17 protein-coding genes are annotated in these 13,709 nt (G+C 42.7%); 14 read left to right on the forward strand and 3 right to left on the reverse strand.

Going from position 1 to position 13,709, the window contains the following annotated elements; all coding sequences use genetic code 11:
* Positions 1 to 29 precede the first annotated feature (29 nt).
* Both rdgB and FTU37_RS13250 read left to right on the forward strand, forming a co-directional pair.
* The gene (rdgB, locus tag FTU37_RS13245; protein ID WP_180065187.1) at positions 30 to 653 is read left to right on the forward strand and encodes an RdgB/HAM1 family non-canonical purine NTP pyrophosphatase; all 624 of its coding nucleotides are present in this window, start codon (positions 30 to 32) and stop codon (positions 651 to 653) included.
* Between the two features lie 65 nt (positions 654 to 718).
* Complete coding sequence (locus FTU37_RS13250; RefSeq protein WP_180124483.1) at positions 719 to 1,012, forward strand: hypothetical protein; 294 nt, start codon at positions 719 to 721, stop codon at positions 1,010 to 1,012.
* A 36-nt stretch (positions 1,013 to 1,048) separates the two neighbouring features.
* Here FTU37_RS13250 and FTU37_RS13255 read toward each other — a convergent pair whose 3' ends face one another.
* Entirely contained in the window at positions 1,049 to 1,930 is an 882-nt protein-coding gene (locus FTU37_RS13255; protein WP_168377993.1) for a permease, read from the reverse strand.
* 141 nt (positions 1,931 to 2,071) lie between these two features.
* Here FTU37_RS13255 and tatA point away from each other — a divergent pair, with 141 nt between their 5' ends.
* The 4 genes from tatA (at position 2,072) to FTU37_RS13275 (ending at position 5,986) form a co-directional block, all read left to right on the forward strand.
* Complete coding sequence (tatA, locus tag FTU37_RS13260) at positions 2,072 to 2,293, forward strand: Sec-independent protein translocase subunit TatA (protein ID WP_168377874.1); 222 nt, start codon at positions 2,072 to 2,074, stop codon at positions 2,291 to 2,293.
* Positions 2,294 to 2,305: 12 nt separating this feature from the next.
* A complete protein-coding gene (gene tatB, locus FTU37_RS13265) occupies positions 2,306 to 2,782 on the forward strand; it encodes a Sec-independent protein translocase protein TatB (protein ID WP_168377875.1) in 477 nt (158 codons plus the stop codon).
* Positions 2,779 to 3,549, forward strand: coding sequence for a twin-arginine translocase subunit TatC (gene tatC / locus FTU37_RS13270; protein ID WP_168377876.1), 771 nt, complete (start codon positions 2,779 to 2,781; stop codon positions 3,547 to 3,549). Before tatB ends, tatC begins: the two co-directional genes overlap by 4 nt.
* A gap of 220 nt (positions 3,550 to 3,769) precedes the next feature.
* On the forward strand, positions 3,770 to 5,986 hold the full coding sequence (locus tag FTU37_RS13275; RefSeq protein ID WP_168377877.1) for a PhoX family phosphatase: 2,217 nt from the start codon (positions 3,770 to 3,772) through the stop codon (positions 5,984 to 5,986).
* Positions 5,987 to 6,026: 40 nt separating this feature from the next.
* On the opposite strand, the gene FTU37_RS13280 is transcribed toward FTU37_RS13275, so the two are convergent.
* Positions 6,027 to 6,806, reverse strand: coding sequence for an NRDE family protein (locus FTU37_RS13280; RefSeq protein ID WP_168377878.1), 780 nt, complete (start codon positions 6,804 to 6,806; stop codon positions 6,027 to 6,029).
* Between the two features lie 93 nt (positions 6,807 to 6,899).
* On the opposite strand from FTU37_RS13280, the gene lgt reads away from it, so the two are divergent.
* The 3 genes from lgt (at position 6,900) to FTU37_RS13295 (ending at position 8,630) form a co-directional block, all read left to right on the forward strand.
* Positions 6,900 to 7,712: a prolipoprotein diacylglyceryl transferase gene (gene lgt / locus FTU37_RS13285; RefSeq protein WP_078189677.1), complete on the forward strand. Its 813-nt coding sequence runs from the start codon at positions 6,900 to 6,902 to the stop codon at positions 7,710 to 7,712.
* 156 nt (positions 7,713 to 7,868) lie between these two features.
* A complete protein-coding gene (locus FTU37_RS13290; RefSeq protein WP_168377879.1) occupies positions 7,869 to 8,261 on the forward strand; it encodes a hypothetical protein in 393 nt (130 codons plus the stop codon).
* The gene (locus FTU37_RS13295) at positions 8,262 to 8,630 is read left to right on the forward strand and encodes a hypothetical protein (RefSeq protein ID WP_168377880.1); all 369 of its coding nucleotides are present in this window, start codon (positions 8,262 to 8,264) and stop codon (positions 8,628 to 8,630) included.
* Between the two features lie 21 nt (positions 8,631 to 8,651).
* On the opposite strand, the gene FTU37_RS13300 is transcribed toward FTU37_RS13295, so the two are convergent.
* Positions 8,652 to 9,164 (reverse strand): peptidoglycan amidohydrolase family protein, encoded by a 513-nt coding sequence (locus FTU37_RS13300; RefSeq protein ID WP_168377881.1) that lies wholly within the window; start codon positions 9,162 to 9,164, stop codon positions 8,652 to 8,654.
* A 560-nt stretch (positions 9,165 to 9,724) separates the two neighbouring features.
* Here FTU37_RS13300 and thyA point away from each other — a divergent pair.
* The 5 genes from thyA (at position 9,725) to msrA (ending at position 13,504) form a co-directional block, all read left to right on the forward strand.
* Positions 9,725 to 10,567: a thymidylate synthase gene (gene thyA, locus FTU37_RS13305; protein WP_078189681.1), complete on the forward strand. Its 843-nt coding sequence runs from the start codon at positions 9,725 to 9,727 to the stop codon at positions 10,565 to 10,567.
* Positions 10,568 to 10,666: 99 nt separating this feature from the next.
* Positions 10,667 to 11,179: a dihydrofolate reductase gene (locus FTU37_RS13310; RefSeq protein WP_168377882.1), complete on the forward strand. Its 513-nt coding sequence runs from the start codon at positions 10,667 to 10,669 to the stop codon at positions 11,177 to 11,179.
* 27 nt (positions 11,180 to 11,206) lie between these two features.
* Positions 11,207 to 12,277, forward strand: coding sequence for a DUF4105 domain-containing protein (locus tag FTU37_RS13315; RefSeq protein ID WP_168377883.1), 1,071 nt, complete (start codon positions 11,207 to 11,209; stop codon positions 12,275 to 12,277).
* Between the two features lie 84 nt (positions 12,278 to 12,361).
* The gene (locus FTU37_RS13320; RefSeq protein ID WP_168377884.1) at positions 12,362 to 12,820 is read left to right on the forward strand and encodes an META domain-containing protein; all 459 of its coding nucleotides are present in this window, start codon (positions 12,362 to 12,364) and stop codon (positions 12,818 to 12,820) included.
* A gap of 159 nt (positions 12,821 to 12,979) precedes the next feature.
* Positions 12,980 to 13,504: a peptide-methionine (S)-S-oxide reductase MsrA gene (gene msrA / locus FTU37_RS13325; RefSeq protein ID WP_168377885.1), complete on the forward strand. Its 525-nt coding sequence runs from the start codon at positions 12,980 to 12,982 to the stop codon at positions 13,502 to 13,504.
* Positions 13,505 to 13,709: the final 205 nt, after the last annotated feature.

A 13,709-nucleotide genomic window follows, 5' to 3' on the forward strand; every position in this document is an offset into this window, starting at 1 on the left:
TCAATATTCAACATAAAGAGCGATTCTGCATGGCTTCATCTAATTGGTTATCTCAAGGCACTTTGGTTCTGGCGAGCAACAACAAAGGTAAAATTGCAGAATTTGAAAAAATGTTTGCCGAGCTTAATCTTCCTGTTGAAGTGATTCCTCAAGGTCAATTGAACATAGAAGATGCCATCGAAGACGGCCTAAGCTTTGTTGAAAATGCCATTATTAAAGCGCGTCACGCATCGAAAATTTCAGGCAAGCCAGCCATTGCAGATGATTCTGGCATTTGCGTTCCTGTACTCGGTGGCGCACCAGGGATTTACTCTGCGCGCTATGCAGGTGAACATGGCAATGATGCCGCTAACAATGCCAAGTTGCTTGCTGACCTCAAACCGCTCCGCAAAGAGGGTGAAGCCATCGAAGGGATGTTTGTATGTGTCTTGGCTTTGGTCCAACATGCAGAAGACCCACTCCCACAAATTTTCCAAGGGATTTGGCGCGGTGAAGTGATGGAAGCAGCACGTGGTGAAAATGGCTTTGGCTATGACCCACTGTTTTGGCTGCCAGAACTGAATGTTTCTAGTGCTGAATTATCAAAAGAAGAAAAAAATAAAATCAGCCATCGTGGTCAGGCGATGAAATTATTTAAAGCAAGTTTGAAATAATTTAAATTGGAGTTAATCTTAATGCCAAAGATTAACTCCAATCCCTGAATAAAAATAGAATAATTATGGCACTTCAACCGATACAGATCATATGCAACGCATGTCATCACACCTCAACTGAAATCCCAACACGCTCTTTTCTTGGTTTTCAAAAAATAAGCTGCCCTCATTGCCATGTGCAACTAACCTACCCGCTCACCTCAGGCTTTCGTGCCACCTACGCTATTTTTGCAGTGTTGATCGTACTGTCGATCATGCTTAATCTGTCGCAAGGTCAGGTTGGATTTCCAGGCCTGATAGGTATCGCAATGATATACGCCCTCGTGCGTGATTGGCAGATTCGAAAACAGCTCAAGTAGTCGCCCTTTGCGGGCATCTATAATTCACTTTTCATTTTAAAGCGAAAAAAGATGCAAAATTAACCCATAAAAACTGACGACGATACAGCTCATAATCGTGCCTGAAGCAATATAACGTGCCGAAGTGCCTGTTCCTTGATAATGCGTTTCTAAAGCCACAATATTCGCTGCAGGGGGTAAGCAGAACAGCATAAACATCACCCCAATATATTTCTCGATCTGGGGAATCGGAAGAAAGGCATAACTCAAACTACAGATCACCGCGCCAACGGTGAGTTTCATCGCATAAATACGACTACTGTTAATCAGATCACGCCATTGTACCTTGGTTTGACGCAGCCACATGCCTAAGACACACATCCCCGTGAAACTCATTCCAATTTTTGCAGCTTGATAGAGCCAATCTAAGATCTGATGTTCTTCTAAATGCTGCAGTCCAACTATTCGACAGACGCCTGCAATCATCAAGGCAAATACAGGGGGAGACATCGCCACTTTTTGCATCACGCTCGACCATGGTAATTGGGCTGAACTGACGGCTGTCACGGCCCACATATTGCCAAAGATAGAGCCACCGACATACAGAGCCACCATCGCTGCACTAATTTCAGGGCCAAACAGTGCTAAGGCAAAAGGAAAACCCAGCCAAGCCAAGTTCAAATAACTGACACACAAGGCACGTAAACTATCTTTTAACAGCCAGCGAAATAAATAAAACATCAGCACGGCAACACTAAAGCTAAAGAGCATGAGCGCTAAACTGCCTGCTTGATAGAACACCATGTTGTAGATGATTACAGCTGGAATAAAACAGCGTGCAAGTAAGCTAGAGAAAATCGATTTGAGCGATGCGGTTCCTGATAATGATGCCAATCCGAGGCCACTTAAAAAACCCAATATCGGAAGAAGAAACGCCACTACACCACCCTCACTGCTCAATCCATGCATAGTAACACTGAACATAAGCTTCGCGGCTGTCTTTAAACTGCAACATCTTGGTCACTTCACTGTCATCTACAACTGCTGAAATGTTGTGCAGACCAACAAGAGGATAACAAGATGGCTGGACTATCGATTTGGCATGTACTGATTTTTGCAATTGTGGTGATTTTACTCTTTGGTACATCAAAACTAAAAAACTTGGGCAAAGATGTCGGCGGCGCTGTCAAAGATTTCAAAAAATCGATGCGTGATGAAGACGCAGCAAAGACACAGCTTAATGAGCCTCGCACGCTAGAGCATGAAGCTCAAAATAAAACCAATTCCTCAGTTCAAAGCTAAGGAGTTGTCATAATGCTCAATATTGGTATTAGCGAATTACTGGTGTTCAGCATTATTGCGCTGATCGTACTTGGCCCGGAAAAACTGCCTGAAGGTATCCGCTTTGCAGGTAAATGGTACGGGAAAGTTAAACGACTGATCAGTAACGTGCAAACAGATATTGATCGTGAGCTTCGCATGTCCGAACTTCGTGAAGAAATGCAAAAAGAAATGCAACGTATTCAACAGCTCGAAGCGCGTATGCAAGCGCAGATGAATGAATTACAACAAACGCAACACCCCATAGAACAGACTGCGCAAAAACAACAAGAAGCCGTCCTACCTGACAATAAAAATTTATCCCCACGTTATCAGTACATCGAACGTGGTCAGAGCACGATATTTGCCGTGGTTACACCCCAAATGAAAATAAAGCACGAAATTAAAACAGATCAAGCTCCCACATTAAGTTCGACCGATGCATTAGCAGAATATCAGGTGGCCGTATGACAGATCTTTCACTGAATAATTCACAGAACACTGTGCCTGATTTGGAAGAAATGCCGATCACCAAACATTTGGTGATTTTGCGTCGGCATTTGATCAAAATTACAGGGCTCATTTTGATTCTGTTCTTTTGTTTATTGCCCTTTGCCAATCAAAGCTATCAATTGATGTCAGAGCCTCTGCGTGCTCAGTTGCCGATGACCTCATCCATGATCGCAACGGATGTGACCGCCACCTTTATGGCGCCGTTTAAGCTAAATTTCTTTGTCGCGCTTATGCTCGCGATGCCTTTCGTGATTTATCAACTTTGGGCCTTCATCAAACCTGCACTGTATGAAAAAGAGCGGCATTTGGCGATGCCCTTATTATTCGGCAGTATCGTCCTCTTCTATGCCGGTATTGCCTTTGCCTATTGGGTTGCCCTGCCATCCATCCTACATTTTTTTATGAGTGTTTCCCCTGAAACGGTCGCCCCGATGACGGACATCAATAGTTATTTAAGTTTTTGCTTAAAGCTTTTTTTGGTGTTTGGATTGACCTTTGAAATTCCGATCATCACATTAATTTTGATTTTGATCGGGGTGGTGTCTACTCAAACCTTGGTGGAGAAGCGTCGTTTTATTATCGTTGGCTGTTTTTTTGTCGCCATGTTTGCCACGCCACCCGATGCGCTTTCGATGATCATGTTGGCCATTCCCATGTGGATGCTGTTTGAGCTGGGTTTGTTCTTTGGCAAGCTGATTGAAAAACGACGTGCATCTGCAACTTAAATAGACATATGTTTCGACAATTTTGGTGAGTTTTACACCTAAGAGGCTGAGATAGCCTCTTTTTTTATGCGTCCATTTAATGTTTTGCAATTTACATGCAGCGAAATCCAAATGCCTATTTCATCAGTTTGCAACATTAGCTTCAAAGCATTGTCATATTTTATCGATAGTTTTATGTGATCAACTTTTACCCAGCACACCTTTGCCAGGATTTAAATTCATGACAAACATGCCATATAACGAAGATCAAGAACTTGATAACAACACTTCGGATAACCTTCATTTTCGTGACATTTTAGAACAACGCATCAGCCGTCGTAGCTTGATTACCAAGACTGCGAGTGGTGCAGTCGCACTTGCATTGGCATCTTCATTAACGGGGTGTAATGATGACAATGACTCAGGTTCAAATAGCAATACCAAACCACCAGTTACTGATCCAAATCAAAAACCGACCAAGTTCAATTTCACACCAGTGAAAAAGAATTTAGAAGATATTGTGACTGTTCCTGAAGGCTATCAAGCGCATGTGCTATATGCGATGGGTGACTCGATTAACCCTGCATACCCAGCGTGGGATGATAACAATGTTCCTTCTGGCCCGAGCTTCCAATTCCGCTCTGGTGACTGCCATGACGGTATGAGCTTCTTTGGTTTAAATATCACCTCTGGACGTTATGATGCCAAACAGTCTGACCAAGGTTTGTTGGTGATGAACCATGAATACATCAATCCAACCTTCTTACACCCACAAGGCCCAACCAAAGTAGATGGCCGTCGCCCTGAAGATGAAGTTATCCGTGAAGTCAATGCACACGGTGTTTCTGTGATTCAAATTGAAAAAGACAGCAAGACTCAAGCCGTTAAACTGGTACAAAACTCTCCATTTAACCGTCGTATTACCGCATCGACCGTAATGGACTTTAAAGGCCCTGTTGCAGGCTCAAGCTTAGTCAGTACGAAGTTTTCAGCCAATGGTCAACAAACCCGTGGTACACACAACAACTGTGGTAATGGTTATACCCCTTGGGGCACTTACCTGACGACAGAAGAAAACTTCATTGGTTACTTCGCTCGTGCGAAAGCAGATGATGCCAAACGTAGTCCTGCTGAAATTGTGGCACTCAACCGTTATGGCCTAAAAGCGGGTGCAAACTCACGCTATGGTTGGGAAACGGCGATTGGAAGTAATGAGTCACAAGATTTATATGACCGTTGGTCAGCGAATGTTACCGGTACTCAGGCAGCAGAAGATTATCGTAATGGTCCAAACACCTTTGGTTGGATTGTCGAAATCGACCCATTTGACCGTCGTGAAAACCCCGTAAAACGTACAGCACTGGGTCGCTTTGCACATGAAGACTGCCGTGCAAGTCGCTTACGTGAAGATGACAACCTTGCGTTTTACATGGGCGATGACTCGCGCGGTGAATACATCTATAAATTTGTATCAGACCAAAAATGGAATAAAAAAGATGTCAACGGTGGCTATGCCGCGGGCGACAAATACATGAACAACGGTAAGTTATACGTCGCCAAATTTAACAATGACGGCAAAGGTCAATGGATTGAATTGAGCTATAACGTCAATGGTTTAAACCAAAGCAACAGCGTGTATCCTTTTAGCTCACAAGCAGATGTTCTGACCTTCGCACGTCTTGCCGCAGATGCTGTCGGTGCTACCAAAATGGACCGTCCTGAATGGGTCGCTGTACATCCAGACAATGGTGAAGTCTATGTGACCCTCACCAATAACTCGAACCGTGGTACGACGCATGCACTAGATGCTGCCAACCCACGTAACTACACCGACCCTGAAGGTGGTAAAGGCAACGTCAACGGTCATATTATCCGTTTCCGTGAAGATGGTGATACAACCACAGCTCTCAGCTTTACTTGGGATATTTACCTGTTTGGTGCTGAAGCAAAAATGGCGAGCAACATTAACTTATCTGGTTTAAATGACAATAATGACTTGTCATCACCTGATGGGATGTGGTTCGACCCACGTGGTGTGTTATGGATTCAAACCGATGACGGTGCTTATACCGATACCACCAACTGTATGATGCTTGCTGCGCTACCAGGTCAAGTCGGTGATGGCACAAAAGCCACGACATCATCGGGTCAAGAAACCATTGTGGGTGCAAAACTGAATGATGAAAACTTACGTCGCTTCCTGACTGGACCAAAAGAGTGTGAAATCACAGGTGTGACGATGACACCTGACTACAAAGCGATTTTTATCAATGTGCAACATCCCGGTGAAGATTCAGTATCCTATACTGAGCCGACCAGCCACTGGCCTGCATCACAAACCAATGCAGCAGCGACTTCACGTCCTCGCTCAGCGACCGTAGTCATCACCCGTAAAGATGGTGGTGTGATTGCTGGCGAAGCGGTAGAACAAGCTCAGCCAACGCAAAAAACCGCATAAGACATCTCTAAAAAAAAAGCCGACGAATCGTCGGCTTTTTTTATGGCTTTAAATGCACTTCTATCTGGGTGATCTGTCCTTGTTGCTCACCCTGCTGCTGTTTTTCCTGCCAATGCCACTGTGAATCCCGCATACATAATAAATTTGAACAGCGGGTGCCATACACTGGACTTTGAATAAAGGTTGAAGACAACAAATGTTCCATTTCCGCCTGAATCCCAGTATTGGGTAACAATGATGGAATGATTTTACGTTCATCTTCCAAAATATCCCACGCAGCAGCGTCTATATCCGCCTGTGGTTGCTGGCTTTGTAGCATCGGTAAAAATTCTTGCGTGAAACGTTTGCGTAAATGTCGGGTCTTTTCCCAATGTTCAGTCATTAAACCATTGGATGTGACATACACCCCTTTGGCTAAGACTTGTGGTGCTTCACCGCGATTACTCATATAAACGGCTTGAGTGGCATCGCCAACGAATAAATTAAAGCCAGCATAATTACATTGGATTTGTTCCAGTGCTTGCGCAAACCGAATGGGCGTTTGCTCAGATTCTAAAAATTGCTGAATCAAAGCGCCACGTGAAGTGGGATATGTGGTCTGATCACGACCATCACGAAAATTGGTCACAATCGCCCAACGCCCTTGAGCGGTAATCCCCATCCATGTTCCACCAGACTGTAAGTCCTGTCCTGCAATAATCGGACTATCTACCCATTGCTTTAGACCTGCCGTCGGTCGATGATAAAACTCATCACGATTCGAAATCAGGCAGAGTGGCATGTCATCCAAGACCTGCCAAGCAAAAGCCACAATGCACATATTCAACTCTCAATATCTTTACACATTGAATGTACAACATTTTTCAGCACATTCAGCTAAAATCTGTGCAAAACATAATGACAAGGAACAGCAATGCTGACATATCCAAATATCGACCCTGTGGCGATATCACTGGGGCCACTACAAGTTCACTGGTATGGTCTGATGTATTTATTGGCCTTTTTATTTGCATGGGGCTTGGCAACCTACCGTGCAAAACAACGTGACGGCTGGAACGCAGAAATGGTCTCAGACCTGATTTTCTACGGTGCATTGGGTGTCGTGATTGGTGGACGCTTTGGCTATGTCTTCTTTTATGGTTTCGATCAGTTCCTTGCCAACCCATTGTGGCTATTCCAAGTTTGGACAGGCGGCATGAGCTTCCATGGCGGTTTCCTTGGGGTCATGATTGCCATGTTATTGTGGTGCAAGAAATATAAAATGACTTGGTTCCAGACCCTCGACTTTATCGCACCCTGCGTTCCAACAGGCTTAATGTTTGGTCGTATTGGGAACTTTATTGGTGGCGAGCTATATGGTCGTGCAGTGACTGACCCAAATTTTGCTTTCGGCATGATCTTCCCGACCGATCCACTTCAGTTGGTGCGCCATCCGTCGCAACTCTATCAAGCACTCTGTGAAGGTTTAATTCTGTTTATTGTGCTGTGGTGGTTTAGTTCAAAACCTCGCCCACGCTATGCCGTTTCAGCTTTGTTCCTCATCGGATATGGTATAGCACGCTTCACCGTTGAATTCTTCCGTGAGCCGGACAATGGTCAACTGTTCATTGGATGGATGAGTAAAGGCCAGTTCCTGACAGTTCCGATGATTCTGATTGGACTATGGATGATGTGGTATGCCTACCAGAAAAAAATCTATGACTGGGGTCCACAAAAGAATCATTAATATTTTATAATTGTCTTTAAGCAAGCGAGGTCTAAGCCTCGCTTTTTTATGCGCTGAAATTTATTCCTTCATACGCATTTACTCCACATGAAGTGACTGAATTAGACAACTGATCTGTGCTAAAGTTTATTCAGCTTATTTTAAAACTATCGATCCATGCTTGAATTTTGGTTTAACCCCAGCGTTTCTGTACTTAAAAAAATCCTGTTTTTTATTGCGATGGCCGTACTGACCGGTGTTCTGTATTGGATGGAACCCCTAACACTTCAAGCCATTCTAATGTTCATGGGTACAGGCGTCATTTTCCTGATTTGTCGTTATTGCAAGATTCATTTTGCAGCAAAAAATCCAACAGGTTTGCTCTATCGTTTATTGACCTGGATACCGATTGCACTGCTGTTAGCATTGGTTTTTATCAACATGAATAAGGGTGAAATTTTGATTCCGGGTGCTCAAGGTATTGGCTTTATGGCTTTGGCGATCTGCCTGCTCTCCCCGATTTCACTGCTGAATAAAAACGAGAAAACTTCACCCCAAGGTAAAGTTTAAATGCTGACGTTTTGGTACTCTGAGCGCTGTAACCGACAAATCAAGCTCATCATTTGTATCAGTACCTGTGTGCTTATTTTTCTATGCGCTGAACAAAAACAACTAGATCCCCGCTTTGCGGGCATAAGTTTAGCCATTGGTTTGATGATTGATCTGCTTTATAAGCTCAGACAAGACAAACTAAAAACACTGTCTCCGTCATTAAAATGCGGTTTGGCTACTTTGCCAATTTTATGTTTAGTGTGCTTAATTTATTTTCTACCCGATGAGCAACGCTGGATTTTAGCGCTGCAATGTGTGGGCTTTGCTGCAATTGGATTATTTATCGTCTCGATCTACAGTCAGCGTGCAAAAAGGTTTGAAGACTAACCTTTTTTGCAGCCATGGGCTTTAATCTGCTAAGCGGTAATAGCTGTATTTCACATTTGGAGTTCGATAGACCGCATAACCCGCTTGACGATAATCAGATACCCAGTCCTTACCTGAATATGCTGCGATATGACCATAACGGCTACTTTGATTGCGGTCGATAATATAAATATCGCCTTTCTTTGGTCGATCAAACGCTAAATTAATTTTTTGATAACCAATTTTTTGTAATGTGCTGCCCCAGTCTGCTGCGGCAACGGGGTGACCGTTAAAACGTGCCCCTGCGGACTCAAGTGCTAAACGAACACTGCGGGCACATTTCTGAGTACTTCTTTGGCGGGTAATGCCTTGTAAAAATCCAGTCAAACGATCGATATCGATACGCTGACCATTGCGGGATACCACATTTTTAGTCGCTGCTTTTTGAGTGGTATTGGACTTGCCCGTATTTTTACTCGCCTGAGAACGAATTATGATATTTGCCTGAACTGGAGCATGCACTTCACTCAAGTTTACATTGTGATCATAAGCCATTCTTTAACCCACACTCCCGCCTATATTTAGGCATTCAAAAATTTTAACGAGGGTGATAGTACCGCGTAAATCATGTTTTTTCATGTAAAAAATGTAAGATTTCTTAAACAAATCTTCACATTTAAATACGACCGTCTATTTTTAATTCAAATATATTTATTTTTGATATCAAACTCTTATTCAGAAATAATAGCCCAAAATCATCTCTTCACAATGAGAAAAATCACGTTTATTTTCTAATCAAACTTATCTGTATTTTTTTCAACGCTGCGAATGTAACATCGCTTAATATGTAAACAATAGAGCTTAAGTCTTCTAAGCTCATGCTTGATTTAACAGACATATAGTCTCGTTAACACTTGATGTAGTTGTTATGAATAGACGTCTTCAACTCAGAAAATCCAGCGCTTGTTGCCTACAAAATTTTCTCATCACCAAATAAACACCGTATGATTTTGATTTTTTAAACCTGACCATATTCAAGTACCCATCGCAGTTCCTTCCTCACGCAAAACAAGCTAATATGTGCCACAAGAAATTTAGCAAATTATGAGAGAGACATGCGCCAGTATTTAGACCTTTTACAACACATTCTCGACAACGGCGGCGACAAGGGCGACCGTACGGGTACGGGAACACGTTCTGTATTTGGTCATCAAATGCGCTTCGATCTTTCTCAAGGTTTCCCTTTACTCACCACCAAAAAAGTTCATTTCCGCTCTATCGTGATTGAACTGTTGTGGTTCCTTAAAGGCGATACCAATGTTCAATATTTGCAAGACAATAAAGTTTCCATTTGGGATGAATGGTCTACAGCAGAACAAACTGCGCGTTTTGGTCGTCCTGCTGGCGAATTAGGTCCTGTTTACGGTCATCAATGGCGTAATTTCGGTGCAACCAAAAAAGCCGATGGCCTATATGAACAAGATGGTTTTGACCAAATTAAATGGTTGGTCAATGAAATCAAAACCAATCCTAACTCTCGTCGTCTAATCGTGTCTGGTTGGAACCCAAATGAGGCAGGTAATGTTGCATTGCCACCATGCCATACCTTGTTTCAATTTTTTGTTCAAAACGGAAAATTATCTTGCCAATTATATCAACGTAGTGCTGACGTTTTCCTGGGTGTGCCGTTTAACATTGCCAGCTATGCCCTGTTAACACATATGATTGCGCAAGTTTGTGGTCTAGGTGTAGGTGACTTCGTTTGGACCGGTGGGGATACACATTTATATGCCAACCATTTCGAACAAGCGCAGTTGCAATTGACACGTGAACCAATGGGTCTGTGCCAATTAAAACTCAATCCTGAAATTACCGATCTTTTCGATTTTAAATTTGAAGATATTGAAATCGTAGGTTATGAATCACATCCTGCGATTAAAGCCCCTGTTGCGGTTTAATTTCAGAAATCCCAAGTGAAAAGCAAAATCCCGCTTTACCTCAAGCGGGATTTTGCATTCTAATAGACGACAAATAATTCGGCTATTTGAGTTCAAACTATGGCATTTCAAAATTTAGAAATCGTGCACGTTGTCGCTATGGATCAGCAGCGCTGCATTGGTAAAGGTAATGATTTGCCGTGGCATATATCTGCCGATTTACAGCACTTTAAAGCCATCACCCAAGGCGGTGTGGTGGTCATGGGACGCAAAACCCTAGAGTCTATGGGACGTACCCTACCGAAGCGTGTCAATTGGGTCATTACACGAGATAGCAATTGGTCATTTGAAGGCACCAAAGTCGCATATAGTATCGACGAGGCGTTAACGCAAGCTGTTGCTGATGTCGCGAGTTCAGAAAAACCAACGAGTTTGTTTATTATTGGTGGTGGTGAAATTTTTAAGCAAACCATCGGCATCGCAGACCGTTTAGAACTCACGCATGTTGAACTCGATGTTCAAGGTGATGCGCATTATCCTGAAATTCCTGCGGACTTTCAAAAAGTGGCGTCAGAACAACATATCGACGACAAAACTGGGATTGCTTTTGAGTTCGCAACTTACCGAAAATAAAGAAAAATCTTAAGCTAAAAGAAAAATATGCAACAGAGTGACCAACAAGCAATGTTCAAAAAAATAGGGCGAAGTATTCTTCATTCTCTATTTAGTGTGTTTGTCCTCTGTTCTTCGATTTGGCTCTGTGCCGCCCTGTGGATACAGCAACCGGCAGGCTGGTTAGGCAGCCGCATTATCATTGGGATCTGGATTGCTTTCGCCCTGAGCATTTTAGGCATCTATATTACCCAACACTTTTTTAGCCGTCGTAAAGATGTCTTGATTTATATTGTGGGCTTTATCTGTGGTCTATTTTGGTATTTTGGCATGGAAGCACGCCAAGATCGTGAATGGAATCCTGAAGTAGCAGAAATTCTACATTATGAAAAGCAAGGCAATCTTGTCACCTTGCACAATGTGCGTAATTTCGACTGGCATGCCGATGGCAGCTATACCCCGCACTGGGAAACCCGCCAATATGACCTGAGTCAAATCAATGGCGTCAACATCATTACCTCGTATTGGATGGGACCGCAAATTGCCCATACACTGGTCACTTTTGATTTTGCTGACCGACCACCGCTGACGTTTTCGATTGAAATTCGCAAAGAGAAAAATGAAGAATTCTCTGCGATTGGTGGTTTTTTCCGTAAATATGAACTGAGCCTCATTGCATCAGATGAAAAAGATATTATCTATACCCGCAGCAATACACGCGGAGAACAGGTCTATTTCTTCCCCGTAAACATGCCAAAATCTGAAATGCAGGCGCTGTTTATTGAATATCTACATAAAGCCGATGAACTGCAGACTCAACCCAAATGGTACAACACACTCACTAGTAATTGTACAACACTGGTGTTTGACATGATTCAAGCGGTTTCCAAACATCAACTTCCAACCGATTACCGCTTATTTGCATCCGGTTATTTGCCGAATTATTTGCACGACCTCCATGCCATAGACCAAAATTGGGATATGAAAACATGGTATCAAAAAGCCCATGTTAACCCCCGCGTCTCTCAAATTAAGCAACTGAGCAGTGAACAATATTCCAAATTAATTCGACAAGGTTTGCCGCATTCACAGTCTAATCCAAGCGCCAATCAATTGTAATTCTTAAATATTGATACAAATATGGCTAGCTTATCTGTGCGATATTTGCTTAGATAATTGAAATGCTTCCACGGGGAAATTCCGATGCTAAAACAAATATTTGTTGCTGCAACTTTGGTTTCAACTTTAGTGGTGACAGGCTGTGAAAGCATGCCTGCACAAGACAACACCATAACTGAAAATTTAAACCTATTACAAAACCGTACTTGGATTGCCACTCAGATTGGCAACACCCCAATCAAAACAGCACCCAATGCGCATAATATTCCAAGCATTCAATTCGATGCGGCTTCAAAACGTGTCTCAGGTGCAGATGGCTGTAATCGTATAATGGGCGGCTATAATGCTGGCAAAGACACCATAACGTTTGGCCCGATTGCAGCGACACAGATGGCTTGTCTCAATAACAATGGGCTAGACCGACAGTACCATGCAGCACTCGAAAAAGTAACGCATTATCAAGTATTTGGAAAAACATTGAAATTACTAGACCGTCATGGCAATTTATTAATTCAATATGAAAGCGCTGTTCAACCGCGTTAAATCATTTTAAAAGTCTGCTTCGGCAGACTTTTTTATTCACTGTTCAGTCATGCCAGAGACATTTAATGCACATAAACTTGTGATTAGTATACAGACGTACATTGCAGTTTTTAGCTATAACCCCATATTAAACATCAGGGAACAAGATAGGATTTCACTATGCAACAAGCGGTATTTGGTGGTGGATGCTTTTGGTGTGTAGAAGCAGTTTTTCTACAACTTCAGGGCGTGCAAACAGTTGTCAGTGGTTATGCAGGGGGAATTACTCAGCATCCAAGCTATGAGCAAATCTGTGAGGGAAATACCCAACATGCAGAAGTCATTCAGATCAATTTTGATGACAGCCAAATCAGTTTTAGCCAATTGCTGGATGTATTTTTCGCAACCCACGATCCAACCACGCTGAACCGTCAAGGCAATGATGTCGGCACACAGTATCGCTCAGTGATTTTCTATCAAGACGAATCACAAAAGCAAATCGCTGAACAACGTATTGAAGAATTAAAAGCTGAAGGCATCAATATTGTGACTGAACTCAGCCCAATGCCGACCTTCTACCCTGCCGAAGAATATCATCAGAACTTCTTTGCACGGAACCCAAACCAAGGCTACTGTAATTTTTCAATACCACCTAAGCTCATGAAATTACGTAGCAAATTTCAAGACCTACTCAAACCTGAGTGATCTAATTAAACGGCATCTATTTTCAAAATAAAGACATAAAAAAAGCGACATTTCAGTCGCTTTTTTTAGTTATCTTTGTGTCCCGTCCTGAAATAAGTTTACACCTTAAGAGACTTATTTTATGGAACATGCACAAGAACAACGAGTTAAACGCACACAACGTGATTATAGCTTCGCCTTTAAAATGATGGTTGTACATGAAGTA

Source organism: Acinetobacter sp. YH12097, assembly GCF_013419225.1.
GTDB classification, from domain to species: Bacteria; Pseudomonadota; Gammaproteobacteria; order Pseudomonadales; family Moraxellaceae; genus Acinetobacter; species Acinetobacter amyesii.

Excerpts from the sequence above, each read along its gene's own strand:
- rdgB (WP_180065187.1), top strand. The coding sequence starts at position 30 with ATGGCTTCATCTAATTGGTTATCTCAAGGCACTTTGGTTCTGGCGAGC.
- FTU37_RS13250 (WP_180124483.1), top strand. The coding sequence starts at position 719 with ATGGCACTTCAACCGATACAGATCATATGCAACGCATGTCATCACACC.
- tatA (WP_168377874.1), top strand. The coding sequence starts at position 2,072 with ATGGCTGGACTATCGATTTGGCATGTACTGATTTTTGCAATTGTGGTG.
- tatB (WP_168377875.1), top strand. The coding sequence starts at position 2,306 with ATGCTCAATATTGGTATTAGCGAATTACTGGTGTTCAGCATTATTGCG.
- tatC (WP_168377876.1), top strand. The coding sequence starts at position 2,779 with ATGACAGATCTTTCACTGAATAATTCACAGAACACTGTGCCTGATTTG.
- FTU37_RS13275 (WP_168377877.1), top strand. The coding sequence starts at position 3,770 with ATGACAAACATGCCATATAACGAAGATCAAGAACTTGATAACAACACT.
- FTU37_RS13280 (WP_168377878.1), bottom strand. The coding sequence starts at position 6,806 with ATGTGCATTGTGGCTTTTGCTTGGCAGGTCTTGGATGACATGCCACTC.
- lgt (WP_078189677.1), top strand. The coding sequence starts at position 6,900 with ATGCTGACATATCCAAATATCGACCCTGTGGCGATATCACTGGGGCCA.
- FTU37_RS13290 (WP_168377879.1), top strand. The coding sequence starts at position 7,869 with ATGCTTGAATTTTGGTTTAACCCCAGCGTTTCTGTACTTAAAAAAATC.
- FTU37_RS13295 (WP_168377880.1), top strand. The coding sequence starts at position 8,262 with ATGCTGACGTTTTGGTACTCTGAGCGCTGTAACCGACAAATCAAGCTC.
- FTU37_RS13300 (WP_168377881.1), bottom strand. The coding sequence starts at position 9,164 with ATGGCTTATGATCACAATGTAAACTTGAGTGAAGTGCATGCTCCAGTT.
- thyA (WP_078189681.1), top strand. The coding sequence starts at position 9,725 with ATGCGCCAGTATTTAGACCTTTTACAACACATTCTCGACAACGGCGGC.
- FTU37_RS13310 (WP_168377882.1), top strand. The coding sequence starts at position 10,667 with ATGGCATTTCAAAATTTAGAAATCGTGCACGTTGTCGCTATGGATCAG.
- FTU37_RS13315 (WP_168377883.1), top strand. The coding sequence starts at position 11,207 with ATGCAACAGAGTGACCAACAAGCAATGTTCAAAAAAATAGGGCGAAGT.
- FTU37_RS13320 (WP_168377884.1), top strand. The coding sequence starts at position 12,362 with ATGCTAAAACAAATATTTGTTGCTGCAACTTTGGTTTCAACTTTAGTG.
- msrA (WP_168377885.1), top strand. The coding sequence starts at position 12,980 with ATGCAACAAGCGGTATTTGGTGGTGGATGCTTTTGGTGTGTAGAAGCA.